Genomic DNA, 25,331 nt, shown 5'->3' with positions numbered 1-25,331 from the left:
CGGCGCCGAGCAGGCTAGGCTGCCACGATGTCCACGATGTCCTTCCCCACCCCCGACGAGGCGCGGGCGCTGCACGAGAAGTACGCGCCGACGCGCGAGGCGTTCGACCTCGTCCACGGGCACTGCGAGATCGTCGCGCGCATCGCCGAGCAGCTCCTGCCCCGCACGGGCGAGCGCCTCGACGCCGGTCTCGTGCGCGCCGGCGCCCTCCTCCACGACATCGGCGTCTACCGGCTCTACGACGGCGCCGGGCGGCTCGACCACCGCTCCTACATCCGGCACGGCGTCCTCGGCCACGAGATCCTCCGCGCCGAGGGCTTCCCCGAGTACCTGTGCCGCTTCTGCTCCTGCCACACCGGCGTCGGCCTCACCGAGGACGACATCCGCAGGCAGCAGCTGCCGCTGCCCGTGGCGGACTACGTGGCCGGGACGCCGGAGGAGCAACTGGTGATGTACGCGGACAAGTTCCACAGCAAGAGCACGCCTCCGCGGTTCCTGTCGGCCGCGGAGTACGCGGAGTACGTGCAGCGGTTCGGGCAGGACAAGGTGGACGCCTTCCACGCCCTGCGGGCCCGGTTCGGGGAACCCGATCTCGGCGTCACGACGAGAACTGCCGCATCAGCCGCACTCCCTGCGCCGCGGTCATGTGCGGCAGATACGCCTTCGCGATCGCGCGCGTGATCACCGCCAGCGCGGCGGGGTCCGGGTAGGCCATGTACATCGGCCGGTAGTGCGGCTGGAACTTCGCCTTGAAGTTGAGCAGCGAGCGGAATCCGTAGACCGGTTCCAGCACCTTTCCCGCGAAGTCCAGGACGCGTTGGAGGGCGGCCGGAGGTTCCTCCGTCGCCTTCCTGGCCAGCGGGGCGCCGGAGAGGCTGAGGAATCGTGCGCCCTCCTCCTGGAATCCCAGTGCGGCGGAGGCGATGAGGAATTCCATCGAGCCGCGGAACCCGCTCGCCCGGCGGCGCATGAAGTCCAGGGTCCAGCCCACCGGTTCGCCGTTCTCGTACACCGGCATCCAGCTGGTGATGCCGTGCACGGTGCGGTCGGCGTCGACGGCCAGCAGGCAGCGCACGGCCGGGTCGTCGAGTTCGTCGAGGCCGCCGAGGGTGAAGCCCATCTCGGGCAGGCCCTTGTCCGCGACCCACTCCTCGGAGATCGACCGCACCTGGTCGGTGAGGGCGACGGGGGCGTCGCGGAAGGACCACCACTCGGCCGTGATGCCCTCCTTCTTGGCCTTGTTGAGGGCGGTGCGCACGTCCTGCCACTTCTTCCCGGTGAAGGCGAGGTCGGGCAGCGGCACCACGGTGTCCTCGGCGACCTGGACCGAGCGCCAGCCGAGCGCCTCCGCCGCCGCGCGGGTGTCGGGGCCGGCGCTGTAGAAGCAGGGCGTCCAACCGCGTTCGTCGCAGTACCGGGAGAAACCGGCGACGGCGGCCGCGCGGGCGTCCGGGGCGCCGAAGGGGTCACCGGTGGTGAGGGCCACCGTGGAGATGACGCGGTAGGCGACGGCGGCCCGGCCGGGGGCGTCGAACCAGTAGTGGTTGCCGTCCCAGGTGGTGAGGAAGGAGAGGTTCGATCCCCCGTGGGCGGTGAGGAGTTCACGGGCGCGCACGGCGGCGTCGGCGTCGGTGTGCAGCCGCGGGCGGCGGAAGGTGACGAGCAGCGCGACGAGCGTGATCAGCCAGAAGAACAGCCCGCAGTAGCGGAAGAGGGCCTGCGCGATGCCGCCGACCGGGACCGGTGAGGCGGTGAAGGCGTCCAGGAAGGCGGGCGGCAGGAACTCCGACACCAGCCCGCCGACGAGCAGTCCGGGCGTGGCGGGCGGGTCGAACTGGTCGCGCACGGCCCAGCCGATGCCCACGTACGCGGCGCAGGCCACCAGGAGCGCGCCCCCGACGACGGCCGCCAGGCCGCGCATGGCCGAGTGCGGCAGCCGCAGGTCGAAGCGGGCCCGGGTGAGGACGAGGAGCACCAGGACCAGGAAGGGCAGCAGCATCTGCTCGGCGAACGCCTGGACGAAGCCGGACTGTTCGGAGGGTGCCGCGCCCCAGGCCGTGGGGTGGCTGAGGAAGTCGTGCAGCCAGTAGGCGAACAGGGCCATCCAGAACAGGTTGACGAGCACGGCCAGCCCCCACGCGAGCCGCAGGCCGCGGCGCAGCCCCTCGGCGAGGACGAGCAGCACGAGCGGGACGAGGGCGGACATCACGACGGCCGGGGAGTCGTAGAAGTCCCGTACGGCGTGGACGGAATGGCAGTCCTGGGCGGAGGCGGCGCAGGCGTCCGCGATCTCCTGCGCGGTCGGCTGGACGGAGACGTAGAGGGCCTCGAAGGAGTTGAAGGGCCCGTAGGCGTCCTTGTAGAGGATGGCCACCATGGGGCCGATCGCGGAGGCGGCGACGACGAGGGCGACCAGCACCCGGGCCTCGGTGTGGGAGGAGTGCCGCAGGCGGATCGGCCAGGTGCGGTGGTAGAGCGCGGCACCGGCCAGCATGCCGACGAAGGCGCCGCACAGCCGCAGCACGCCCTGGAGGTGTCCCACGTACAGGGCCATCACCAGCGCGAACGCGGCGATGCCGAGCCGCATCCGGCGGCGCCAGAGCGCGGTGAGGCGGTAGCTGAGGACCGCGCCGACGGCGAGGGCGCCGACGGTCGGGGAGACCGAGAGGTCGTCGGTGAGGCTGTCCAGCCACCACTCCCCCGCGAGGGAACCGGCCTTGACGATGCCGACGCCGAGCAGGGTGCCCAGGATCTGCCCGCCGAGCAGGGCGCCCGCGGTGCGGGCGACGCCGAGCCGCCGTTCGGAGGGGGTGACGGCCAGCAGCACCACGATCGTCGCGCCGATGTAGCCGCCGAGGCCGGGGCACCACAGCAGCGAGCTGGCCGGGGTCCACCAGCGGCCCTCGGCGAGCGAGGGCACGCCGACGCCGACCCGCTCCATGCGGTGCCGGCTGGGGCCGGTGCCGAGGCTGCCGGTGACGGCTCCGACGATCCACAGGACGGCGAGGAAGGCGAGCGTGAAGGGGGCGTGGCGGACGGGCACGAGCAGCCGGTCGAGGGTGGCGCGCCAGGGGTGGGTGGTGTCGCCGACGGTGGGTCCGGGGGGCGGCGCGGGTGCGCTGCCGCTCTCGGCATTCACGGCGTTCATGGCAGGAGTCCCGTCTGCCGTGCCAGCCAGGGCAGTTGCTTCTCCAGGCCGGGGCGCCAGACCGCCCAGCTGTGGCCGCCGGGGAGCAGCACGAACTCGGCCTGCATGCCGGCCCGGACGGCGGCGTCGTACATCTTCTGCTGCTGCGGCCGGTAGGTGTGGTCGTCGGTGCCGGCGACGAAGGCGGCCTTGGTGTCGGGGAACCGCTGCCGGGCCATGACGTCGAGGGGGTTGACCCGCTGGAAGGCGGCGGCGTCCCCGCCGAAGGCCTTGTCGACGGTCTTCTGCCGGTTGCCGAGGGTGGGTTCGTCCTGGCCGGAGATGTCGTTGACGACGCCGTAGACCTGCGGGGCGTTGACGCCCAGCTGGATGGAGCAGGTGCCGCCGAAGGAGATGCCGGAGACGATCCAGGAGGTGCGGGGTGCGGCCACCTGGAGGTGGGAGCGGATCCAGTCGGGCACGTCCTCGGCGAGGTAGGTCTGGACGTTGCCCAACCGGGAGTCCAGGCACAGGGTGTTGGCGAACTGCGAGCCGAGCGGGTCCACGACGACGACCACGGGGGCGAGGCCGCGGTGGGCGGACTCGAAGGCGTTCATCATCTCGGCGAGCCGGCCGGAGTTGATCCACTCCTCGGGCCCGCCCGGCTGGCCCGCCATGAGGACGATCACGGGGAGCAGGGGGCGCGGGGTGCTGCGGTAGGCGGGCGGGAGGTAGATGTAGGCGTCGCGCGCTGTGAAGCCGGACTTGGTGCCGGGGATCGGCGAGGTGGAGAGCGTGCCGTCCTTGGGCATGCCCTCGGGCGGCCGCCAGACGTCGGCAATCGTCTTGCCGGGCGGCACCTTCAGGGCCTCGGTGGTGCCGCCGGCCTCGCTGAGCCGGGTGGTCTTCAGCAGCCAGGTGTTCAGGGCACTGCGGGCGGTCGGGTACTGGTCGAAATGCTGGTTGATGCCCGAGGCGCCGAGGAGGACCACGAGGAGACCGGCGAGGGCGGCGGGGAGCCAGTAGCGGGGTCTGAGGTGAGGTATCCGGAAGACGGTCAGGCAGAGGCCGAGGACGGCGAGGCCGGCCCAGAGGACGACCGGGGTCGGGAGGGGATCGGGGAAGGGCTGGATCCAGTCGTCGACGGCCGTGCGCAGCAGCCAGGTGAGCAGTGCGGCGAGCAGCACGGCCGCCGGGGCCCAGCGGGTGAGCCAGCGGCGCTGCCGGGAGAAGAGGAGGGCGGCCAGGGCGCAGCAGCCGAGGACGAGCAGGGCGACCGGTATCCATCCGGTCACCAGCGACCAGTCCAGCGGGCCTGCCGCGCTCGGTATGCGTCGCACCACGTCAAAAGCCTATGGAAGCGGGCACTTCCGGCAACTCGAAAGCGCTGTGGCGGCGGTCTTGCCGGAAGCCCGTGCTCCCGGCAGATTCCCTTGCAGCATCGCTGCTCCGCAGGATCTTCGCGGGATCGGGGAGGGGACGTCGTGGACGTGAACCGAAGACTGAGCCGAAGAGGGCTGTTACGGGCGGGGCTGGGGGCGGGCGGGGCCGCCTGGGCGGGCCGGATGCTGCCGGGCCTGCACGGCCCGGTGCCGGCCTCGCTGCCGCTGGACCGGGCGGCCTGGGCGGGACCGGCGGTGCGGACGGGGGCCTTTCCGGACTGGAGCAGATTCGCCCGGCTGGCCGACGGCACCTTCGACGAGGACGCCGACCCCGCCCACGACATGCAGCCCGTGATCAACGCCCTCAAGGCGCAGAACGTCAGCGTGATCGAGCTCGACACGATCCTGTCGAACTGGATCACCGACGACGCCTTCACCACCCACATGGGCAAGGTGACGAGCTTCGTGCAGCTCGCGCACGCCGTCGGCATCCGGGTGGTCATGTACTACCCGTCCCTGGAAGTGATCAGCACAGGCGGCGAGAACGGCCCGTCCTTCTACAAGACCGACCAGGGCAAGTCGTGGGTCCAGCTCTCCCCCGACGGCAAGCCCAACGTCTTCTACGGCAGCCTGGTGGTGTGGGTGGACCCGGGCGACGAGAGCTGCTGGGTGAGCCCCAACTCTCCGTGGCACGACTTCTACTTGGGCCGGATCAAGGCGCTGGCCGCCACCGGCGTCGACGCGATCTGGCCGGACGTCCCCATCTACTTCGACGGCGCACTGAGCTGGTGCGACGCCTCGCCCTGGGCGGCGACGGCGTTCAAGGCGGACACGGGCCTCGACCTGCCGAAGAAGGCCGACTTCGGCAATCTCCCCTTCCGCCGCTACGTGGAGTGGCGGCACCGCAATCTGCTGCAGTGGCAGCTCGACATCGCCGCCGCCGGGCGCTCGGCCAACCCCGATGTGCTCACCTTCGTCGAGACGGTGAGCATGGACTACCAGTACGCCACCCTGGTCGGCCTCGACGGCGCCTACCTGCGCAAGGCGGAGGGCGTCAGCCACGTGTGGGAGGTGGACATTCTCGGCAACTACGACGGGATGCGCCACTCCACCGCGTCCGACTGGACGTGCCTGATCTCCATGTACAAGTACGCGCGGGCCGCCAGCGGCACCAAACCGGCCTGGGCGTTCTCCTACGGCTGGAAGGCCGACGACGCCTCGCTGGTGATGGCCGAGCTGCTGGCCGCGGGCTGCAACCCGTACGAGGTCAAGAGCCCGTTCAAGAACGACACCACCGACAAGGCGATGCGCACCCGGATGTACGCGTTCGTCGCCGCCAACCAGGAGAAGCTCTACAACGCCACCTCGTCGGCCGTCGTCGGCGTCTACCACTCCTCGGCCTCGCGCGACTTCGTCAGCCCCGCCGCCGGCACCGGCATGTACGTCAACACCAAGACGCCGTCCGGGGTCAAGGACTGGTGGGCGACCGGCACCGCGCAGGAGAGCTGCGTCGAGCAGGAGTGGCTGGGCGAGTTCCGCGGCACGGTCAAGTCGCTGGTGTTCGCGCACATCCCGTTCAGCACCGTGCCCAGCCCGGGGCTCACCGCCGACGACCTCGCCGGGCTCCGCGTGCTGATGCTGCCGAACCTCCAGGCCGTCTCGGACGCCGAGGCCGGGGTGCTGCGCGGCTTCGTGGCGGGCGGCGGCACCGTCGTGATCACGGGCCCGGTGCCCACGGGGCTCGACGAACTGGGCACTGTGCGCGGGGAGTACGCGCTGGCCGACGTGCTCGGCTTCGGTAAGGCCGACCCGCTGCCGGACAGCCGGCAGAACCGCTTCGGCTCGGGCACGTGCTGGTACGTCAAGGACCTGCTCGGCCGCAGCTACCTGGGCAGGACGGACCGGGCGGTCGCGGACCGGCTGCTCGCCCCGGTGCGCGCGGCCGTACCGTCGGCGGTGACGCTGACCGGAGACGACCGGATCCACCTGGAGCTCGGCCGCCTCGGCGACGACACGATCGTCCAACTGGTCAACTTCACCTGCTTCGACGACAGTCCGGCGGCCTTCCGCACCGTGCCGGCCACGTGCACGGTCGGGCTGCCGCTCCCGGCGGGCAAGCGGGTGCTGGCGGCCACCGTGAGCACGCCGGACGGAAGTTCACCGGCGCCGCAGCCGGTGCCCTGGCAGGTGACGGGCAACACGGTGTCGGTCACGCTGACGGTGGCGCAGTATGCGCTGCTGACGGTCACGACGGGTTAGGTCTGTCCGATGGGTCGGTGCGGGGCGGGGACACGCCACAGGGAGGACGGCCTGTCCTCGCCCCCCGGGTGCGACTCGAAGGCGATCCATCGCCCGTCGGGCGACCAACTGGGGGCGCCGTCATAGGTGTTGCCGCTCCTGGTGACGCGGGTGGGCCGCCCGCCGCTTGCCGGGATCACGAAGATCTGCGGCAGGTCGAGCCCGCCGGAGGTGGAGGAGAACACCACAGACCGGCCGTCCGGCGACCAGCTGGGGTCGGTGTGCTCACCGGGCATCGTGGTGAGCCTGCGCAGCCCGCTCCCGTCCGCGTTCACGACGTACAGCGCCCAGGCCTCGCTGCCCGCCTCGCGGCGCTGGAAGACCAGCCGGTCACCGGCCGGCGACCAGTTGGGCTGCCGGTTGTCCGTACGGGTCCCGGGCCCGTCGATCAGCCGGGTGGTGCCGGAGCCGTCGCGGCGCACCTTCCAGAGCGAGCCGAGCTCCGAGCCGTCGGGGTGCTCGTTCTCGACGCTCTCCTGAAAGACGATCCACTGCCCGTCGGGCGAGAAGCTGGGCTCAAGGTAGCCGGTGTCGCCGCGGTGCCGGGTGACACGGGTCGGCTTGCCGCCGGGCTCCATGATCCAGACCTCGTCCTGCCCGGACCGGTCGGACGCGAAGGCGACACCGGACCGGGGGTGCCAGCTGGAACCGGGCAGGTTCACGGCGGCCTTGTCGGGTTCGGAGAGGAGGGTGCGGGGGTGTTGCTGCTCGTACTTGTACTCATGCTCGCGCTCCTGCTCGCTGCCGAGCGGGACGACGCGGAGGGCGGCGGCGCCCTCGTTGTACCCGTCGCGGAAGAGGGTGAAGAGGACGGACTTGCCGTCCGGGGAGAAGGCGGGGTTCTGGGCACTGGTGCGGCCGGTGGCGCGGTAGAGGATGCGGGCTCCGTCGGCGCGGTTCTCGTCGTCGGGGGCGGGGCTCCCGCCGCCTCCCCCGCCGCAGGCGGTCAGGAGGAGCGCGATGACGGCGGCGGCAGCGAGGAGGCGTAAGCGCACGGGGTGACGGTAGTCGAGTCAACCTCGGGGAGACAGGGGGGCGTCCCACCCATGACCGGCGAAACCACCCGCACCACCGGGATGGCATGATCGGACTCTCGACCTGTACCCAACGTCTAACAAATCGGCCAAACAATTGCCTTCGCGAATAAGCAGCAGCATTGAATTCGGCGCGTGGTCCCGGCCACGGGCGATCCTGTGGACCGCAGCGGGTGCGGTGACCCTCGGATTCCTCATCACGCTGGAAATCGTCGCGCGTCACTACGGCCTGCGGGGGCCGATCACCGAGCAGGTCCGTGAGGTGGTGTTCGCCCCCAAACCGGGGCCGCTGTACGGCGGTCTGGCGTTGACGATGGTGGTGCTCACCTGGCGGCAACGGTTCATCGCGGCCGGTGCCGCGGTCGGCATCGACATCGTCTTCGTGCTGATGCGGTGGGCGATCGGCGCCGAGGTGCCCGAGGGGCACTTCTTCGGCAACGGCGCATTGTGGGTGATGCTGGGCTGTGCGGTGATCGCCGTCACGCGCCGCACCGGCCGGGAACGCGCCCTGCTGCTGAAGGGCGTCGGGCTGGGGCTGCTGCTGGTGGCCGGCCGCAAGACCGGCGACGTCTGGCTGCTCATCACGTCGAAGGCCCACCCGACGGTGCTCGACCCGTACCTGGCTGCCGCCGATCACGCGCTGGGCAACCCGTCGTGGCTGGTCGGCCGGCTCCTCAACGCCACCGGCCCGGTCGGCATCCATGTTGTCCACACGGTCTACGCCCAGCTGGCGGTGGCCGCGGTCGTCGTCGCGGCGTACCAGCTGCGCAACGTGGCGGCCGAGCGCCGCTTCCCGCGCCATCACCTGGTGCGCACCTTCCTGGTGATCGGCCTTCTCGGGCCGGCCATCTACATGATCTTCCCGGTGGTCGGACCGGTCTTCGCCTACGGCCCGGGCGCCTCCGGCACCGGCGGCGTGCAATGGGCGGTGGCCGACCTGTGGCCGCACACGCCGCCACCGATCGCCGTTCCGCACCCGGTGCCATACGACGCGATCACCCCGCGCAACTGCATGCCCAGCCTGCACACGGCGTGGGCCACCGCGATCTTCATCCATACCCGCAAGGGCCCACGGACGCTGCGCTACGCAGGAACGTTCTGGCTGATTGCCACGCTCACCGCAACGCTGGGATTCGGCTACCACTACGGCGTGGATCTCGTTGCCGGCGCGGTGTTCGCGCTCACGATCGAGGCGGCCATGCGCTCGTTCGACCGCGGCTGGGACCGGTCGGGAATCCGGCTGGTTGCTTACGGCACAACGGTTTTCGCTGCACTGTTGGCGGCGTATCGCTATCTGCCGATGGAAATGGGCAGGAATCCGTGGGTGTTCGGACCGCTTCTCCTTCTGGCATTGGCCTCGGTGATTTACGGATACGTACGGACCACCAACCTGTGGGACCCGAAACCCGCACCGGCGCGGCAACCGGAATCGGAACCGCAACCCGAACCGGTGTGAGCCATGGCACCCGAACTCAGGCCCTTTCGGCGGCGGTCTTGAGGTCGGCGAGCCAGGCGTCGAGACCTGGCGCGAGGTAAGTGATCGAGGTGGCCGGGTCGGCCTCGATCTGCTTGCCGGTCCAGCTCTCTTCGGTACGGACGAGGACGCCGCCCTTCACCTCGGTGAAGCTCCAGACGGGGACGCCCCGGTCGATGCGCAGCCCGTCGCCGATGGCGGGGCCGCTCCAGCGGATGCACCGGTTGTGCCGGACCTGGTGGACGGAGGAGGTGATGACGAGGGTGGCGGGGGGCGGGGCCGGGCCGGGCCGGACGTTAGTGGCCCTCCCTGTAGTTAGAAGGCATAACGCCTCGCCGTGAGCATCAACAGGAAAGGCGAGACCCTCTAGCTAGACTCCGGTGGTGTCACACCGGCCGGGAAGGGGCAGCTGATGACGGACCCGGGTGGGCAGAGCCCGCGGGAGCGCTACCGGACTCAGGTGCGCGCGGAGATCAAAGAGCATGCGTGGGAGCAGATCGCCACGGCGGGGGTGTCCGCGCTGTCGCTCAACGCGATCGCCAAGCAGATGGGCATGAGCGGTCCCGCCCTGTACCGGTACTTCGCCGGCCGCGACGAGTTGATCACAGCGCTCATCCGCGACGCCTACCGAAGCCTCGCCGACACCGTCCGGACGGCATTCGAATCCGGCACCGACGACCTGTCCGGGCTGGCCGGCGTCATCCGGGAATGGGCCCGCAGCGACCCGCAGCGGTACTTCCTGATCTACGGGACACCCGTCCCCGGCTACCACGCACCCGACGACATCACCGCGATCGCGTCCGAGGTCATGACGGTGCTGCTCGAAGCCTGCGGTGCGCCGTCAGCGGACGGCCCGGCGACGCCCTTCGACGCCCACCTGGAGAACCACCGCGAGTGGGCCGACGACCATCCGGCGACAGCCGCAACACTGCACCGCGCCCTGTCCTTCTGGACCCGCCTGCACGGTGTGCTGTCGCTCGAACTCGCCGGCCACTTCACCGGAATGGCATTCGACCCCGATCTGCTGATCACTGAGGAACTGCAGGGCCTGTCGCCGAATCCTCAAGGGGTGTAGACGGCGTCGCTGCCGTACAGCTCCCTGGTGAAGCCGGAGATGTAGGCGTGCTGGTCGGAACCGTCCAGGTTGTAGGTGAGATACACGCCATAACCTTCACTCTTGGTTCGCCTGGCAAAGTCGGCCGCCGTGCTCGTGGGCGTAGCGCCGACCTCGACGGCTGCCGGTGACAGGCGCGACTTGGGCAGCGAGATGCCCGGAACCGTCCACTGCCCGTACCACGGGTTCCAGGCGTAGGTGAACTTCGACGAGATGTCCACGCCGCCGTAGGACAGCCTCTCCGCCGACGGACCGATGTCGTACAGGGAGATGAGCTTGTGGGGCATGTAGTCACGCAATGCGGAGACCAGGTGGACGAAGGAGCTGTCGTTGGGCTGGCCCGTGCCGTTCTTCCCGTACTCGGCGTACTCGTCGTCGAAGTCGATGCCGTCCAGGCCGTACTTGCCGACGGCACCGGACAACTGCTTGGCGAACGCTGACGCTGTGGCCTTGGACGGGAAGTTGGCGAAGCCGGCACCTTGGTGGTTGCCGAGCACCGACAGCATGACCTTGATGCCCTTGGCCTGCAGAGGCCGGATCTGTGTCGCCGCGTTGTCGAGGACGCGCTGGACGTTCTCGTTGAAGTACAGGTAGGCCGACTTCTTGGCGGTGTCATAGTTGATGTTGGCGGCGAAGACGACTGCGACGTCGAAGACGTTGCCACCCCCCTTGGCCAGCGTGTACTTGCCGACGTTGAGCATGCTGTTGCTGTTCACCTCGATATAGGCCACCGAGGTCGGCCCCTTCTTCTTGGGGGGCGCTGCCGCTGCGGGGGTGGTTGCCGTCGCACCGGCCAGGAGTGCCGCTGCGGCCAGAAGCGCAAGCACAGCAGTCCGCGTTCTGCCTCGGCCAGGCGTTGAGGTCATGGACCGATCTCCCGTCGATTGGACGTCCAGAGAACATTCGTACCGACGCCTGCCCACACCGGCCCCAGACGTAAACCCGGTGCGCAGGTGGCTGGTTCGGTACTACTGATGGAAACGTTCGATCGCCACGCTGTGAGCGCCGTTCCCTCTCTGACACTTCTGACCAGGAGACATGGATGAGACACCGCTCCCTGCTGGTGGCCGGAGCCGCGGCTGCCACCGCTGCCCTCACCGCGTTTGCACCGTCTGCCAGTGCCGGCACCCCCTCGCCCATCCCCGGGATGTACCAGTACCAGAACGTCGGCACCGGCAAGTGTCTGGAGACCGACGGAAATTCGGTGTACCCGCAAGACTGCAACAGCACCAGCTACAACCAGCGCTGGGTGGCCACCGGCACGAGCTCGGTCCAGCTGCGCAACGCTGCCACCAACAAGTGCCTCGGCATCAAGGGTCCTTCGGTGCTCCCGCAGGACTGCGGCAGCGGCCATCAGAACTGGATGCTCAACGGCGCCAACCCGTACCAGTTGACGAACATCGCCACCGGAAAGTGCGTGGGTACCGATGGCTCGTCGGTGTACGTACAGGACTGCACCGGCGGTGACGACCAGAACTGGAAGCGCATGTGACGCTCGACCGAAGCTGACGATGCCCGGCGGCCCACTGGCGCCGCCGGGCATCGTCGGTGCACCACTGAAGAAGCACCGTTGTCTGCGGAGGCTGTGCGATCCGTCCAGTCGGCGGCCCGCCCTGCGGCAACTGCGGTGCGGCCCCGGCCGTCGATTGGCCCCGGTGCGTCCGCACCGGCACGGACAACAACAAGTGGTCCCGGGTCCGTCTGGACTCCGGCGCCTGGACCCCCTGGACGCGCTGAGCGCCGCCGGCACAGAGCACTGCGCTATCCGATCAGTCCTGCAGAGCGCGGGGAGCCTCGGAACGCCCCTAAAAGACATATGCCGCGGATGTGCCCAGCCCGCGGGGCTTCCCAAGGGTTCCGGCCGTTCCCCGGTCGAAGCGGCCGGTCAGCTCGTGCCACAGGTACGAACCTGCCAGCGCCTCTTGCAGCGACTCGACGAACCGTACTCCCCCGGACGGAACGGCCGCCGGGGCCCCGGCCAGAGTGTCGACCCTGGCGGTCAGCAGAGCATTGACGACCGCAGCAGCATCACGCCGATTCACCTCGAGGGCACAGTGGGCAACCTCCACGCCGTTGTTGCTCACGGTGCCCTCTTCGACCTCCCGGTCGTAGGACACGATGTCGTTGTGCAGGCTGACGGCATCCACGAACGCGTCCACGGCGGTGCGGAACTCCCGGCTGCGAAGCACGTTCGGAGGGAGCTCGCCCATCGCGTGTTCCATGAGCACGGCGGTGAACTGCAGACCGCCGAAGTCGCGGCGGGCCCCCAGATACTCGATCAGGTCGGTCACGGCACGGTCGACGTGCTCGAGCTCCCACAGCACCCCGTCCAGGAAGCGCCGCACGCTGCTGATGAACCGGTCGCGCCAGACCGGGCTCATGGTGGCGGCCGTGCCGGTCCACAGACCGGCGAAGGCCCGCTCCACGGGATTGCCCGGGCTCAACGGCCGCGGCAGTCCGTCCAACGGCAGGAACAGCATCAGCCGTTCCACCTGAGCTGCAGCCGACTCCTGGTCGTGGTCACGCCGGTAGAGCGGCAGGAACAGATCGTCGACGAACCACAGAGCGACATGCCAAGCAGTGACCAGGTCCAACTCGCGCGCGTCGGCGTCCGGGTGGGTCAAGGCGATGAACAGCGGGAAGTCGGCCTGATCGAACTTCTCCTCGCTCCACCTCTGCGGCCACTCCAAGTACTCCTCATCGAACATGCCCATCTGCCGGGCCCATTCCTTGACATGGGCCCGGGCCTCGTCAACGTGAGGGTTGAGGCGGGACTGGAATGGCATGTGGAACTGCGGTTGCGGAAGGGATCCCATGTTCAGGACACTTCCCGCCCCGAACAGCCCTCACCACACCGGACGGAAGTGGATGGGCCGATCGCCGTAGACGCCGTAGACGAGGTCGATGTAGGCGCGCAGGTCCTGGTCGACGGCGGCGAGGCGGTCGGGGCCGGTGACGTCGGCCAGCTCCTGTTCGACCTCTGTCCGCAGCCGGTCGGCGAGGCGTACGTAGTCGTGGCCTCGTTCGGTGAGGGTGAGCAGGTGGGCGGCGAGGTCGACGGTGGTGGCACCGGGGTGGGTGGCGAGGTAGCGGAAGGTGTAGCCGTGTGCGGGGCGTAGCGGTTCGCGGTCGAGTTCGGCCAGGCGCGCATGGAAGCGGTCGGTCATTGCGCGGTAAGCGATACACCGGTCTTCGACCGCGACGGCTTCACCTTCCGTCCGCTTGCCGTTCCCTCCCGCGACAGCACCGAACTGGCCATCTGAGCCCTGGATTTGGTGCCGGGTGCGCAGATCGGGACGCACCACATGGACCGCGAAGAGGTCTTCGTCGTCACCGCCGGACAGGTATCGGCCGACGTCGCCGGGGAGGAGGTGCTCGCCGGGCCGGGCGACGCCATCATCGTCCCCGCCCACGCCGCCCTGCGGATCCGTAGCGCCTGCCCGCAGAATCCGGCGACGATCACGGCGGGTGACCTCGGCCGGCATGAAGGCGACGGTCGGCGACGCGACCTTCCCGCCGCCCTGGGCCCAGTAACGACCTGTCCGCGGACAGGTCCTGGCAGCGGCTCACGTTGGCGTCATCGAGCTGCGCCAAGGGGGCGGACCATGACGGTCATGAACGGTGCGTCGTCGAAGGGCTGTGTCTGACCAACAGCCCGATACCCCCAGGATTCGTACAGCGCCTGGACTTTGGGGTGTGCACTGTCGACGAGCAGGGTGGCGCGTTCTTCGGGGCGGCCGGTGAGCAGCTCCTGGTGGAGGCGGGCGGCGGCTCCGGTCTTGCGCCACCGGGGGCGGACCATGACTTCGGAGACGGCGAACGTGCGATGGCCGTCTTCCCAGGTGAACACGGGGTCGTCGAGCCCCTCGGCCTTGGACCACCACCGTGAGCCCGCGGGGAGCGGGGCACCGTAGGCGAAGCCCACTGCCTGGTCGCCGTCATAGGCAACGATGCAGGCCCATCCCTGCATCTGCGACCACCGGTCGACGAAGGTGGCGAACCGCTCCCGGCTGGTGAACTCGTCGCGGCCGGGCCTCGCATAGCAGTCGTCGTGCACATCGAGCAGCAGCGTGCGCAGTTCGGTGGCGTGGGTGCGGTTATAGCAGCGCAGGAGCACGGCCAAGGGATCGGTCCCTTCATGCGCGGCGGTGCGGGGGGCCGGAGCGGCCCGATACCAGGAGGCAGGAACTCGCCTTGCCAGTGGCACGGTGAACGCTAGGCAGCCTGGAGGATCCGGACCCGCTCGGTGAAGTCGGCCACGAGCGGGTGCTTGCCGAAGGGGATCATGCGCCGCTGCAGATCCTGTACGGCTTCCACGCTGCGGGACGACTTCACCCGGCGGGCGAGGTCGAGCGTGCGGACTCCCGCCGCGTGGGCGGCTTCGAGGTCGCGGCGCTGCAAGTGGGTGACGGCGAGGGCGGCTTGGGACATGGCTCCGCGGCGGGCCCGGTTCTGCTTGCGGGCGTGCACGATCGACGCGCGGGCGTGTTCCTCGGCATGGTCCGGCTGATCGATGTCCCGGAAGGCGTTGGCCCACTCGCCGCGGAGGTATGCGGGGTCGATGAACTTGGCCCACTCTGGTTCATTGGCCGCGTCCACCTCGGCGAAGCTCTGTTCTGCCTGGTTGATGGCATGCACGGTGGCCTTCTTGTCGCCGAGAACGGCGTGAGCCCTGGCTTCGAGTGTCCACAGGTCGGCGAGGCAGGCAGGGGAGCAAGTGCGCGTGAGCCCCTGGCGACCGGCTTGGGCGAGGCGCTTCCCCTCATCGGGGTGGCCGAGCAGCGTCGCCTGATCCGCCATACCCGCAAGCACGTGCGCGCCGAGCGCCGGGTCCTCGGACTCCTCGGCGAGACGGAGCGCCTGGATCAAGTACCGCTGTGCTGTGCCGTGTTCGCCTGAGTCGAAGGCCATCCAGCCGAGCAGATAGGTCTGCTCAGCAGCGGCAGAGCACAACGCATGCCGCACTTCCTCGGTGTGGGTCCGGCGCAGCAACGGGTACACGTGCTGATTCATGTAGGCCGCGAGCGCGAGCCGGCCACTCCCGCCTCCCTGGAAGATGTCCATCTCCTGGAACGCGCCGAACATGTTCTTGACGGCCGTCACGTCTTCGAGCCGGACTTGCCGACCGGGATCGGACTGCTGGTCAAGGGTGTTGAGGAGCCAGTCACGGGACGGCCCTACTGCTGCGACCGCCGCGAAGGGTGCCCCCGCGAGGAAACTCCGCCTGTCCACGTCCGCTCTCCCTAGCTCTGTGACAGCTTCGACCGTCACGGCCCACGATGGGCTGTAGACGAGCGCCCGGTCAATGTCCGGCGACTCGCCCAGGCCGAGGTCGTAGGTCGTGACCCGGTATCCGAAGCGCGCCGAGAAGAGGTCGGCGAGGATGGCCGGCACGGGGTGCCGGGGCACCTCGCCGAGGGTCACCCAGCGCCGGACGCTCGAGGTGTCGGAGGAGACGTGGGGGTGCCCCCACTCTGCCGCGCGGGATCGAACCTGGCGAGCGAGTTCACCGTTCGACCACCCCGAACGACCGATCCAGTCGGCGAGCTTCGCGTTCGAATTTTTCACTGCGACCGTCCAAAAGATCGACAGGTGTGGCGGGTTCACCACGGTTCACCACCACTCCGGAAGCTACCCGCTGAGGGGCTTCAGATGTTGGCTGTACATGCAGCAGGAAGCAAACGCGAAGGCTGACGAGATGAGCAGCGGTCGGTACGCGGTGGACACCCGAACCAACAAGCTCGGGGAGCGCATGGGCAGCGAGGGCCCGTACGTACAGCTACGGCCAGTCGGCGGCGGAAGGGAATGGGACTGCCCACCGGACGAGCTGCGTGAGGCCACGGAGGACGAGTTGAAGAAGGCAGCGGTCCTGGGCACCCCGGTGGGTGGGCGGAAGACGTGAGCACCCGAAGCGTGACCAGGTACGTGAAGCACGTCATCCGTACGCACCCGAAGAGCGAGGTCACCGTGACGGCCTGCTGCCTCAACGACGCTTGCGGGTGGATGTTGGTCCCCACATCGGACCTGGAAGCGGCAGACAAGGAAATGATGGCCCACACGGGCAAAGAGGGGCAGGGTCACCGCACGTTCGCCCGGACCTTCGAGGACGTGGCCCTTGTGAGCCGCCAGGAGCTGAACAAGGGGCAGCAGGAAGTTCCGCCGCTTCCGGGACGACCAGACGAGGAGCCGCAGCCCGAGCGCGCGGCCCACTGAACCCCCACCCGGTCGCACGCCCCGTGAGGCGAAGACGGCCGGGCGGGTAGCACAGTCCATCAACCCCACTACGAGGGAGCGAACCATGGGAAGGCACGACGGAGGTTCCGGCGACGGGCAGGGCGGAAGTCAGCAGGACGACAGCAACAGTGGTGCCAAGCACGGTGGCGGCGGTTCGGACGAGGGCGGCAACACCTCTGACGGCTCCGGCCCCGCAACGGGTGAGTAGGCGACGCAGGTGACTGGACGCACAGAGGAGGCGGGCCCTGCGAGTCTCGCCTCTGCGCTCATGGAAGCGGGCGCGCTGACTTCTGACTGGCTGCCGACGTTCCGGGCAGTCCCCCGAGAGCTCTTCGTCCCTGATCGGATCTGGCCCGGTATCGCGGACGGCACCCGACAGACGGCGCTGATCGACCGGGCCCAGGACCCGGAAGCCTGGTTCGAGGCGGTCTACTCCGACATACCGCTCACGACGCAGTGGGATGACGGCCGGCACACCGGGGACGGCCTGGGGACCACGCCGACGAGTTCCAATTCCATGCCGCGCATGGTCTTCTCCATGCTGGCCGACCTGGACGTGCGTGAAGGACAGTGTGTACTCGAGATCGGCACCGGAACGGGCTGGAACGCCGGGCTTCTCGCACACCGGCTCGGAGGTGCGCACGTGGTCAGCGTCGAGTACGACGCGGACGTGTCCAAGGGCGCGGTGGAGAACCTTCGGTGCGCTGGCCTGTCGCCCCTGGTCCTCGTAGGAGACGGCCGCTTGGGGTGTGCCGGCCGTGCCCCGTTCGATCGGGTCGTCGCCACATGCTCGATCGGGGAAGTGCCCCGGACGTGGATCGAGCAGACCCGGCCCGGCGGGGTGGTCGTCGCTCCGTGGGGGACGGAGTACGGGGGCGAGTGCATCGTGCGCCTGGTCGTCGGCGACGACGGCCCGGCCCAAGGTCGATTCACCCTCTCCAGCGCCTTCATGCGCCTGCGACAGCAACGCACGGAGCGTCCGCCGTTCGACGCATACTTCAAGGGGCAGGAGTGGCCTGCGAACGGCACCAGAAGCACGACATTGCTTTCCCCCGCTGACATTGGCGGGTGGCTCGAACAGTTCGTGATCGGGCTCCAAGTGTCCGGCGCGTTCTGGCGTGCCGAACGGTACGACGACGGCACATACACGCTGTGGACGTACAGCACCGACACCCAGTCGTGGGCGTCAGCGGACTACGAACCGGGTGCGACAGAGTACGCCGTAGTCCAGTCCGGCCCGCGCCGCCTGTGGGACGAGACGGAAGCGGCTCACCGGTGGTGGAAGAAGAACGACCGTCCTGGCTTCAACCGTTTTGGGCTCACCGTGGACGGAGACGGGGAAAGGGTCTGGCTCGATTCTCCGGACAATCCGGTACCGCGCGCGAGCGTGCAACGGTAGAACGGCCCTGGCGCTGAGGCGCGTTCGAGGATGCCGTCGTTGCGTGTCTGGCCAATGACCCGGCAGACCGCCCTGCTGGATCCGAGATCGCCACCTTGGTGCTCACCTGACGGGAGGGGGTGAGGGGTGCACGTCCGCGGCAATCCAGACGGGGCGACCGCCCCACCGGACTTTGAATTCGTCCCGTCACAGGGGATTGCCGGCCCGGCTCGTCGGAGCACTCCGCCGCATGGAAGCGGACGACGACACAGCCCAGGCCGGTCCGGCCTGGGCTGCGCATCCGCGATGGCTTGCCCCCAGGGAAGGGTCCGGCGTTGCTGATGCCCCTCACCGGGCCGCCGCGAGGATCGACGCGATCACCGACGCGGCAGGCGGCCCGTCGAGGACGTCGCGCAGTTCTGCCACTCCCCCGCGCCGCTGTTCCGGCGTGAGGGCAAGGTACCGCTCGATGCGCTCGTTGAACGTGCCGCGGAAGCGCGCGTAAAGGGTGTCGTCCTCGACGATCCGGCCCGCCACGGCCATGAGGGCCTCGGTGCCGGCGTAGTCGTCCTCCGGCGGCGCATATCCGGGCAGGACGTCCGCGAAGCGGGCGGCCGAGCGGCCGAAGAGGGTGTCCGCGAGATTCCGGACGGTGTACGTGTGCGCGTAGTGCTGTTCGGGGAGCGCCAGGGGCAACCGGCCCAGGAGCGTGGCCTCGTGGAGTGCCGACAGGCCCGGGGCCAGCAGGGAGTGCGGGGTTCGCGCCACGTGCCGCAGCAGCTCGCGCTGGGGCAGGAAGCGGCGGTCCACCGTCCGGTACGTGCCGCCGCGGCGGCCCGCGTACGGGCCACCGCAGAGCAGGACGCGCGTGAACCGGGGCCAGTCCGCGAGGAGATCGGGGATCCAGCGGTCGACGAGCCGGAGGTAGTGGTCGTTCGACTCGAAGTCCAGGAGGAAGTTCTTGAAGCCTCCGACGTTGATCAGTAGGTCGTAGTCCGGTTCGCTCTCCTTCGCTTCGCGCAGGCCTTCCAGGTCGACGAGCGGCCCGGTCGGATGCATCGAGCAGTCCGCGAATTCCGCCAACCGCCGTGACGTACCGGGGAAGTTCTGCACCACACTGTGGTCCGCCAGCAGGTGGGCGGCGAGGATGCGTTCGTGCGGTGTGAGGCAGGACAGGTGGCGGTGCGCCGCCGCGAAGGAATTACGGGGAACGGTCGCGCACAGCTCGCGGATCCGCTCCAGCGGCTGCCGGTGCTGCCAGAAGCCGAACAGACAGTCCACCAGGATCACCGGGCGGCCCGCCACGACAGCGCGCAGGACGAGGTCGGCGTCCATCGCGGAGACGACCCAGTCGCTTTCCTGCAGCAACCGGTCGAGCAGCACATCATGAATGCCATCGAACGCACCCGCGTTACGGCGGGCGAATGCCGCCGCCACACCGTCCCCCACGAACACCCGCTCGTGTCCGGGGAGCAGCCGGGAGACCGCGACAAGCACCGACGCCGGGCCGAAGCCGCAGTTCTGGGCACCCATCAGAATGCGCATGATGGGTCAGCCGGCCAGGATGTTCGCGAGTTGCGCTGCAAAGGCGGCGGGGTGCTTCGCGTAACCCACGTGCCCGCCGGGGAACTCCGCCAATTTCCGCCCGAGTCGCCGCGCGAGGACGGCCACCGGACGGTGCACGTCGTGGGTGCGCGACTCCCGTCCGCCGGCCAGGACGATGCGGTCCGCCACGGCCGCCAGCGCGGTGACGTCGGGCGCGCAGCGGCTGGACGGCAGCATCACATGGGAGAGGAAGAACCGGCTGTTGTCGGTCACTTCGGGGAGTTGCGGGGCAGGCCGACCGCCGAAGATGGCCCCCAGTCTGTCCATGGCTGCCGGGCCACCCTCTCTGCGGAACGTCGCGTACACCTCGTCGAAGAACGCGGCGCACCGTGCCGCGTCCGGCAACAGCCCCATGGCGGGCGGCTCGTGGGCGACGGCCAGCCGGACCCTGCGCGGATCGCGGACCGCGAGCTCCAGGGCGACCAGCCCGCCCGCGCAGCTGCCGAACAGCTGCACCGGCTCCTCGCCGGCCCCGGCCAGGTGGTCGAGCAGCCGCGTGGCGTCGTCGGCCTGGGTGGTCAGCCATGGCTCCGGCGGCGGTCCGTCGAGGAGGCTGCGGGAGATACCGCGCGGGTCGTAGGTGACGACACGGTGGCGGGCGGCGAGTTCGTCGGCCAGGTCCCGGAAGACCTCGGCGTCGGAGGCACCGCCGGGGATGAGCAGCAACAGCGGTCCGGCGCCGTGCACTTCGAAATACAGGCGTGCGCCCGGCACAGCCAGCGTGTCCATGTGGCATGAGGCTACGCGCGGGACGGCCCGCGCCGGTAGGCGTGCGCACCGTGTTGCGCGCGGTTCCCCGCGACCGGGCACCTGTCGTCGCTCCGGCGCGCCGGTCTCCGTGCCATACGGCCGGGGCATGAACTCTCCCATGTCACTCAGTCCACTCGGTGTGAAGAGAGCGGCCGTGGCGGCCGCCGTGGTACTCGGTACCGTCACAGCCGTACCGGCGTCCGCCCATCCCCGCGACTCCGGGCAGGTGCAGTGCCACGGCACGGAGTCCGTCCGCTACCAGCCGGGGGTGACTCTTGAAGCGCGGCCCATCCACATCACGGTCGACGGGCACTTCGGCTCCTGCACCGGTGACGACGGCACGGTGAAGAGCGGCGGCTACCACGAGGAGTTCACCGTCACCACGGGCTGCATCAACCCCCTCGAAGAGTTCCGGGACCACCGGACCTACGTCTGGAACACCGGTGAGTCCAGCACTGCCGACATCGCCGGCAGCAGCACGGTCGTGGCCGGCCAGGTGGTCACCCCGGCCACCGGCACCGTCACCCACGGCCGCTTCCACAGCCGGAAGGTGCTCCAGATCATTCCCATCGTCCAGCCGAGCGCCCTGCAGTGCCTCGGGGAGGGCCTCACCCACGCAACCGGGGCGACCGTCTTGACGATCTCCTAGACCCCCGGCAACACCTTCGGCACCGACACCAACAACGCCCGCTGGTCGGCCAGCACCGCCGCCACCCCCGCCGTGACCCCGGCCGCGTCCTCCGCCCCCACCGCCTTGAGCAGCGCCGTCGCATCGTCGTCCAGCTTCTTCAGCTGTGCCGGCACCTCCGCAGCGCGGTCCGTCGTCTTGACCGAACGCTGCAGCCGTCCCGACGCAGCGCGCAGCCGTCGCTGCAGCTCCTGCAGCTCGGCCGAGTCCAGCGTCTTCGCGCGCGCCCCCGTCCCGATCCGGGACCCCAGCATCAGCGTCTCGCCGAGGCTGCCGACCGTGTCGAGCGATCCCGCCGCATCCGGCGGCGCAGGCGCCACGGCCGTGGGCTCCGGTGCGGCAGGCGGTCCGTCCGACGCGAGTGCAGGTCCGGCGATCAGCAAGGCGAGCGAGCCGCACACGGCGGCCGCGGCAGCGGAGGGAATCGTGTTCAGGCGCATGCCGTCACCCTTGGCGGGCGCCCGCCGGCCCGCAACCGGCAGGCGCCCCCGCCGGGGCCTCGCGGCAGGCCCCCGCGCTAAACCTGACCTGCGGGTACGTCAAGCCGGACAGCCGCGGGCCGGCGTGCGGCCGAACGGGTTCCCGTCCGGCACAATCGGGGGATGTCCAGATCCAGCGCACGCCCCCGGCCGGCCGTCGGCCCCGACTCGCCCTGCCCCTGCGGGCTCGGCGACGCCTACCAGAACTGCTGCGGCGCCTTCCACAGCGGGCAGAAGTCCGCGCCCACGGCCGAACGCCTGATGCGCTCGCGCTACAGCGCCTTCGTCGTCCACGACACCGCGTACCTGCTGCGCAGCTGGCACTCCAGCACCCGGCCCGGCGACCTCGACCTCGATCCCGAGATGCGCTGGACCGGGCTGGACGTCCTGGCCACGACGGGCGGCAGCGCGTTCCATCAGGAGGGCACCGTCGAGTTCCGGGCCCACTACAGCGAGCGCGGGCACCAGGACGTCCTGCACGAGGTGAGCCGGTTCGTCCGTGAGGACGGGCAGTGGGTCTACCTGGACGGTGCCGTCACCTGACGCGGCCGTACCAGACGCTGCCGGTCCAGATCTTCTCCAGGCGGACGGTCGTGCCGGGCTTGGGGGCGTGCCAGATCCTGTTGTTCCCGGCGTAGATGCCCACGTGGTAGACGTTGCTGCCGGAGTGGAAGAACACCAGGTCGCCGGTCTGGCGGGAGCCCGCGGAGAGGTGGCGGGTCGCGTTGTACTGGTCGGCCGCGGTGCGCGGCAGGCTCTTGCCGATCCGCTTGAACGAGTAGAGCGTCAGGCCCGAGCAGTCGAAGCGGTTCGGGCCGGTCGCGCCGTACTGGTAGGGCGATCCCTGCTTGGCGGCCGCGACCTTGAGGGCCTGTTCGCCGGGGGTGGCGGCCTGGGCGCCGGGGGCCATGCCCGGCAGGAGGACCGATGCCGCCACGGTGGCGGCGGCGAGAACGGGGATGCGCGCGGATATGCGCGGCAGTGCAGAAGGCATTGCAGACATGCCGAAGCCCTTCGTCAGCCGCCTGCGAAAGATGACCTGTCGGGTTCGGGCTGGACGAAGGTGCCCGGCCACGGTCGTGGCTTCACCCCAAGGACCACCGCCATCGTGGTCCGTCGTGCTTGGGTCTCCCGCTCCTGCCGGTCCGTCGAATCGGTTCCGCACCCGGTGCGGTGGCAGGACTCGGCGTCCGCCCGGGTGGCCCGCCTCGGTGACGGGGTCTCATGTTCGAGCGTCGATCCTGCACCACCGACCACTCGAATACAGAGCCGAATGAGGCTTCTGTGAACTTCTTCACTTCCGTCCCGTACCTGCAACCACCCCTACAACAGACGCCCCATCAGCACGGCTTGCGCCACGCATCCAGCCCCAGTCGCTTCTGCATCGAGCTGAGCCCGAGCCGGGTCGTCTTGTCGCAGAACTCCTCGGTTTTCAGGTCGTATTCGACATGAAAGACCGCTTTGCCCGCCTTGATGAAGGGGGTCAGGCGGTCGCACTCCCCGTACTGCGCGCACTGTTCGTTCACTGCGAAGTCGAAGTCGCCCACCAGCTGCGGAATCTGCTCCAGGTCGTTCTTCAGCGCCACCGACAGGCCCCGGTCGTGGGCGAGCTTCGCCAGCATCCGGTTGAAGGCCAGCTGGTCGTCCGCGGTCAGCTTGAAGCCCGTGGAGTTGCGGAACCCCTCCGTCAGGTCCGGCTCCACGGCATCGAAGCCCTTCTTCCGGCACATCTCGATCCGTGACGCCATGATGGGCTTCAGGACGTCGAGACGGCGGATGTCCACCCACTTCTCGCCCTCCCAGCCCTTGTTCTTCGCGCCGAGGACGCTCTTGGGGAAGGCCTTCTTGTCGGGCCGGAAGTCCTCCCACGCACCGGCGTTGAAGTAACAGACCACCTTCCGGCCGCGGGCGTGCAGCCCGGCGACCGTCGCGGCATCGTTCTCGAAGCCGTCGATGTCGTAGACGGGCACGTCCACCGAGGTGTCGGCCTTGCCGTCGAGCTGCCACTGCCAGCGCGTGCCCGGCTTCGGCTGCCACCGCTCCCCGGAGACGGGAGCCGAAGGTGCAGGCGCAGATGCCGTCGCCTCCTCGTCCGGACCGTCTCCCTCGTCGGACGAGGAAGACGAGCAGCCCGCAAGTCCCGCCAGCAGCAGCACGCCCACGGCAACCGCCGCACCCCGTACACCCCTCACCACACCGCTCCCGTCGTCAGGGGCGCGCTCTGCCAGGGGTTGGCCCCGTCACCCGGCACTGCACAGTGCACCCCGGCCCCGCGCCGCTCCGCCGTGCGGGCCACGTGCACCGCACCATCGTCCGGCACAGCGTAGACGAGGTGGCAGAACCGGCCCGGCGGATGGTCCGCCGTCCAGGCCGGCACCCCCGCCCGCCGGTACTCCTCCCAGCTGCCCTCGAACGTGACCAGCAGGTCGGCGAGCCGGGCGTAGCCGGGATCCGGGTGGGTGCCCGGGTTGAGCACGACCGTCCGCGCGCCCAGCGTCCTGGCGATCAGCACCAGCCGCCGGTAGTGCGGCAACACCGCGGCCCCCGAGGGCACTTGGTCGAGGAAGACGCCGTCCACGTCGTACCACCTGCGGTGCCGGCGGATGTCCGCGGCCACGGCGCGCGGCCGACGGCGGCCGTACCCGGTGTCGGTGTAGCCCAGCAGCCGCACCCCGGCGTGGCGCAGCCGGCCTGCGGCCGCGGTGAAGGCCGGGTCGGGGCGGTGGCCGGGGCCGTCCGCGGCGTTGAGCACGACCCCGTACAGCAGCGGGGCCGCCGCCTGCAGTTGTGCCCAGGCCTCCGGGTGGGTGGCCGGGTGGGCGTAGAGCGGGACGAGCAGCCGTCGTTCCTCCTGCGGCGACTCCGTCATCGGACGTTCTCCTCCGGTCCCGTGCCCGCCCACACGTCGGAGAGACTCTCGGCCAGCGGGTACCGCGGTGCCCAGTCCAGGGCGCGGGCGGCCGCGGTGACGTCCGCCTGCTGCCAGGGGACGGCGGCCGAGCGGGGCGACCCGTCGCCGTCCTCCTCGATGGTGCCCCGGAAGCCCGCGGCGCGGGCGAGGCCTTCGGCGAGGTCGCGGACGCGGCGTGCCGTGCCGCTGCCGATGTTGAGGACGGGAGGGAGCGGCCCGGAGGCGGTGACGGCGTGGGCGACGGCCCGGGCCACGTCCCGTGCGTCGACGAAGTCGCGGTGCGCGGAGAGGTCACCGGTCCGGATCACGCCGTCGGGGGCGGCGCGGCGCAGCTCGGCGGCGAGCCGTCCGGGCAGGGAGGCGAGGGGCTGGCCCGGTCCGACGGGGTTGAACACCCGCAGCACGACGGCGTCGAGGCCGGAACCGGTCACCGCAAGGGTGCCGGCCAGTTTGCTCGCGCCGTACAGGCCGAGCGGGCGGGCCGGGCCGGACTCGGCGGCGGGGCACTGCCCGTCGGCGGGTCCGTATTCGGCGGCCGAGCCGAGGTGGACCAGGCGGGCCCGGGGGGCGGCCTCGTGCAGGGCCGCGCACAGGACGGCGGGGCCGAGCGCGTTGGCGGCGGTGAGCTCCACCGCGCTGCCGCCCACGGCGCCCGCACAGTTGACGACGGCGTCGGGTGCCGCCGAGCGCAGGACGGACGCCAGCCGGCCGGCCTCGGTGGTGGCCACATCGCACACGAGGTCCGCATCGGGCGAGCGGCCCGCGCAGAGCACCCGCGCACCCGGGAGGGCGCGCAGCTGCCCGGTGGCGTGCCGGCCGAGGAAGCCGGTGGCGCCGAGAACGAGGATGCGCATGCG

At 70.1% G+C, this 25,331-nt stretch carries 28 protein-coding genes and 1 riboswitch; of the genes, 12 read left to right on the top strand and 16 right to left on the bottom strand.

Annotated elements, in window-relative coordinates; all coding sequences use genetic code 11:
* Nucleotides 1-36 precede the first annotated feature (36 nt).
* Nucleotides 37-681, top strand: a complete 645-nt coding sequence (locus ACMATS_RS33415) for an HD domain-containing protein (RefSeq protein WP_391153328.1) — start codon at nt 37-39, stop codon at nt 679-681.
* Here ACMATS_RS33415 and ACMATS_RS33410 read toward each other — a convergent pair.
* Both ACMATS_RS33410 and ACMATS_RS33405 read right to left on the bottom strand, forming a co-directional pair.
* A complete protein-coding gene (locus ACMATS_RS33410) occupies nt 599-3,148 on the bottom strand; it encodes a bifunctional lysylphosphatidylglycerol flippase/synthetase MprF (protein WP_414170033.1) in 2,550 nt (849 codons plus the stop codon). The two genes, ACMATS_RS33415 and ACMATS_RS33410, sit on opposite strands and share 83 nt — an antisense overlap.
* The gene (locus ACMATS_RS33405; protein WP_414170032.1) at nt 3,145-4,470 is read right to left on the bottom strand and encodes an alpha/beta hydrolase; all 1,326 of its coding nucleotides are present in this window, start codon (nt 4,468-4,470) and stop codon (nt 3,145-3,147) included. The genes ACMATS_RS33410 and ACMATS_RS33405 overlap by 4 nt, the downstream gene beginning before the upstream one ends.
* Before the next feature lie 147 nt (nt 4,471-4,617).
* On the opposite strand from ACMATS_RS33405, the gene ACMATS_RS33400 reads away from it, so the two are divergent.
* Entirely contained in the window at nt 4,618-6,768 is a 2,151-nt protein-coding gene (locus tag ACMATS_RS33400) for a hypothetical protein (protein WP_414170031.1), read from the top strand.
* Here ACMATS_RS33400 and ACMATS_RS33395 read toward each other — a convergent pair.
* Nucleotides 6,765-7,802 (bottom strand): TolB family protein, encoded by a 1,038-nt coding sequence (locus tag ACMATS_RS33395; RefSeq protein ID WP_414170030.1) that lies wholly within the window; start codon nt 7,800-7,802, stop codon nt 6,765-6,767. The genes ACMATS_RS33400 and ACMATS_RS33395 overlap by 4 nt on opposite strands.
* A 160-nt stretch (nt 7,803-7,962) precedes the next feature.
* On the opposite strand from ACMATS_RS33395, the gene ACMATS_RS33390 reads away from it, so the two are divergent.
* Entirely contained in the window at nt 7,963-9,297 is a 1,335-nt protein-coding gene (locus ACMATS_RS33390) for a phosphatase PAP2 family protein (protein WP_414170843.1), read from the top strand.
* 16 nt (nt 9,298-9,313) lie between these two features.
* Here the strand turns inward: ACMATS_RS33390 and ACMATS_RS33385 are convergent, their stop codons facing one another.
* Nucleotides 9,314-9,457, bottom strand: a complete 144-nt coding sequence (locus ACMATS_RS33385; protein WP_414170029.1) for a hypothetical protein — start codon at nt 9,455-9,457, stop codon at nt 9,314-9,316.
* Between the two features lie 270 nt (nt 9,458-9,727).
* Between ACMATS_RS33385 and ACMATS_RS33380 the strand changes: the two genes are divergently transcribed.
* A complete protein-coding gene (locus ACMATS_RS33380) occupies nt 9,728-10,390 on the top strand; it encodes a TetR/AcrR family transcriptional regulator (protein WP_414170028.1) in 663 nt (220 codons plus the stop codon).
* Here ACMATS_RS33380 and ACMATS_RS33375 read toward each other — a convergent pair.
* Nucleotides 10,378-11,295: an endo-beta-N-acetylglucosaminidase H gene (locus ACMATS_RS33375; protein ID WP_414170027.1), complete on the bottom strand. Its 918-nt coding sequence runs from the start codon at nt 11,293-11,295 to the stop codon at nt 10,378-10,380. The two genes, ACMATS_RS33380 and ACMATS_RS33375, sit on opposite strands and share 13 nt — an antisense overlap.
* A gap of 176 nt (nt 11,296-11,471) precedes the next feature.
* On the opposite strand from ACMATS_RS33375, the gene ACMATS_RS33370 reads away from it, so the two are divergent.
* Nucleotides 11,472-11,921: an RICIN domain-containing protein gene (locus tag ACMATS_RS33370; RefSeq protein WP_414170026.1), complete on the top strand. Its 450-nt coding sequence runs from the start codon at nt 11,472-11,474 to the stop codon at nt 11,919-11,921.
* A 313-nt stretch (nt 11,922-12,234) separates the two neighbouring features.
* Here ACMATS_RS33370 and ACMATS_RS33365 read toward each other — a convergent pair whose 3' ends face one another.
* Together ACMATS_RS33365 and ACMATS_RS33360 are read right to left on the bottom strand one after the other, a co-directional pair.
* Nucleotides 12,235-13,143, bottom strand: coding sequence for a terpene synthase family protein (locus tag ACMATS_RS33365; RefSeq protein WP_414170025.1), 909 nt, complete (start codon nt 13,141-13,143; stop codon nt 12,235-12,237).
* 132 nt (nt 13,144-13,275) lie between these two features.
* Nucleotides 13,276-13,596 (bottom strand): hypothetical protein, encoded by a 321-nt coding sequence (locus ACMATS_RS33360; protein ID WP_414170024.1) that lies wholly within the window; start codon nt 13,594-13,596, stop codon nt 13,276-13,278.
* A 138-nt stretch (nt 13,597-13,734) separates the two neighbouring features.
* Between ACMATS_RS33360 and ACMATS_RS33355 the strand changes: the two genes are divergently transcribed.
* Nucleotides 13,735-14,076: a cupin domain-containing protein gene (locus tag ACMATS_RS33355; RefSeq protein ID WP_414170023.1), complete on the top strand. Its 342-nt coding sequence runs from the start codon at nt 13,735-13,737 to the stop codon at nt 14,074-14,076.
* Here the strand turns inward: ACMATS_RS33355 and ACMATS_RS33350 are convergent.
* Nucleotides 14,007-14,546 carry a GNAT family N-acetyltransferase gene (locus tag ACMATS_RS33350; RefSeq protein ID WP_414170842.1) on the bottom strand — a complete coding sequence of 180 codons (540 nt, stop codon included), beginning with the start codon at nt 14,544-14,546 and terminating at the stop codon, nt 14,007-14,009. The genes ACMATS_RS33355 and ACMATS_RS33350 overlap by 70 nt on opposite strands.
* 98 nt (nt 14,547-14,644) lie before the next feature.
* Complete coding sequence (locus ACMATS_RS33345) at nt 14,645-15,997, bottom strand: transcriptional regulator (RefSeq protein ID WP_414170841.1); 1,353 nt, start codon at nt 15,995-15,997, stop codon at nt 14,645-14,647.
* Nucleotides 15,998-16,127: 130 nt separating this feature from the next.
* Between ACMATS_RS33345 and ACMATS_RS33340 the strand changes: the two genes are divergently transcribed.
* The 4 genes from ACMATS_RS33340 (at nt 16,128) to ACMATS_RS33325 (ending at nt 18,062) form a co-directional block, all read left to right on the top strand.
* A complete protein-coding gene (locus ACMATS_RS33340) occupies nt 16,128-16,331 on the top strand; it encodes a hypothetical protein (protein ID WP_391153145.1) in 204 nt (67 codons plus the stop codon).
* Nucleotides 16,332-16,354: 23 nt separating this feature from the next.
* Nucleotides 16,355-16,642, top strand: a complete 288-nt coding sequence (locus ACMATS_RS33335) for a hypothetical protein (RefSeq protein ID WP_414170022.1) — start codon at nt 16,355-16,357, stop codon at nt 16,640-16,642.
* Between the two features lie 85 nt (nt 16,643-16,727).
* The gene (locus ACMATS_RS33330; protein WP_414170021.1) at nt 16,728-16,871 is read left to right on the top strand and encodes a hypothetical protein; all 144 of its coding nucleotides are present in this window, start codon (nt 16,728-16,730) and stop codon (nt 16,869-16,871) included.
* Between the two features lie 60 nt (nt 16,872-16,931).
* Nucleotides 16,932-18,062, top strand: a complete 1,131-nt coding sequence (locus ACMATS_RS33325; protein WP_414170020.1) for a protein-L-isoaspartate(D-aspartate) O-methyltransferase — start codon at nt 16,932-16,934, stop codon at nt 18,060-18,062.
* A gap of 327 nt (nt 18,063-18,389) precedes the next feature.
* Here the strand turns inward: ACMATS_RS33325 and ACMATS_RS33320 are convergent, their stop codons facing one another.
* Together ACMATS_RS33320 and ACMATS_RS33315 are read right to left on the bottom strand one after the other, a co-directional pair.
* Nucleotides 18,390-19,574, bottom strand: coding sequence for a hypothetical protein (locus ACMATS_RS33320; RefSeq protein ID WP_414170019.1), 1,185 nt, complete (start codon nt 19,572-19,574; stop codon nt 18,390-18,392).
* 18 nt (nt 19,575-19,592) lie between these two features.
* Complete coding sequence (locus ACMATS_RS33315; protein ID WP_414170018.1) at nt 19,593-20,375, bottom strand: alpha/beta fold hydrolase; 783 nt, start codon at nt 20,373-20,375, stop codon at nt 19,593-19,595.
* A gap of 139 nt (nt 20,376-20,514) precedes the next feature.
* Between ACMATS_RS33315 and ACMATS_RS33310 the strand changes: the two genes are divergently transcribed.
* Nucleotides 20,515-21,045, top strand: a complete 531-nt coding sequence (locus ACMATS_RS33310) for a hypothetical protein (protein ID WP_414170017.1) — start codon at nt 20,515-20,517, stop codon at nt 21,043-21,045.
* On the opposite strand, the gene ACMATS_RS33305 is transcribed toward ACMATS_RS33310, so the two are convergent.
* Entirely contained in the window at nt 21,042-21,524 is a 483-nt protein-coding gene (locus ACMATS_RS33305; protein WP_414170016.1) for a hypothetical protein, read from the bottom strand. The genes ACMATS_RS33310 and ACMATS_RS33305 overlap by 4 nt on opposite strands.
* Nucleotides 21,525-21,686: 162 nt before the next feature.
* On the opposite strand from ACMATS_RS33305, the gene ACMATS_RS33300 reads away from it, so the two are divergent.
* Entirely contained in the window at nt 21,687-22,106 is a 420-nt protein-coding gene (locus tag ACMATS_RS33300; protein WP_414170015.1) for a YchJ family protein, read from the top strand.
* Here ACMATS_RS33300 and ACMATS_RS33295 read toward each other — a convergent pair.
* The 4 genes from ACMATS_RS33295 to ACMATS_RS33280 form a co-directional block, all read right to left on the bottom strand.
* Entirely contained in the window at nt 22,099-22,557 is a 459-nt protein-coding gene (locus ACMATS_RS33295) for a C40 family peptidase (RefSeq protein ID WP_390776155.1), read from the bottom strand. The genes ACMATS_RS33300 and ACMATS_RS33295 overlap by 8 nt on opposite strands.
* Before the next feature lie 13 nt (nt 22,558-22,570).
* Nucleotides 22,571-22,724, bottom strand: a riboswitch (cyclic di-AMP (ydaO/yuaA leader).
* A 179-nt stretch (nt 22,725-22,903) separates the two neighbouring features.
* Nucleotides 22,904-23,758, bottom strand: a complete 855-nt coding sequence (locus ACMATS_RS33290) for an endo alpha-1,4 polygalactosaminidase (protein WP_390775661.1) — start codon at nt 23,756-23,758, stop codon at nt 22,904-22,906.
* On the bottom strand, nt 23,752-24,432 hold the full coding sequence (locus tag ACMATS_RS33285) for a spherulation-specific family 4 protein (RefSeq protein WP_414170014.1): 681 nt from the start codon (nt 24,430-24,432) through the stop codon (nt 23,752-23,754). The genes ACMATS_RS33290 and ACMATS_RS33285 overlap by 7 nt, the downstream gene beginning before the upstream one ends.
* A complete protein-coding gene (locus ACMATS_RS33280) occupies nt 24,429-25,328 on the bottom strand; it encodes an NAD-dependent epimerase/dehydratase family protein (protein WP_414170013.1) in 900 nt (299 codons plus the stop codon). Before ACMATS_RS33280 ends, ACMATS_RS33285 begins: the two co-directional genes overlap by 4 nt.
* Between the last annotated feature and the right edge of the window lie 3 nt (nt 25,329-25,331).

This window comes from Streptoverticillium reticulum, assembly GCF_047456005.1.
GTDB lineage: Bacteria > Actinomycetota > Actinomycetes > Streptomycetales > Streptomycetaceae > Streptomyces > Streptomyces reticulum.
Note: the sequence above shows the minus strand (reverse complement) of the source record. Positions and strands in the feature narration are given on the sequence as shown.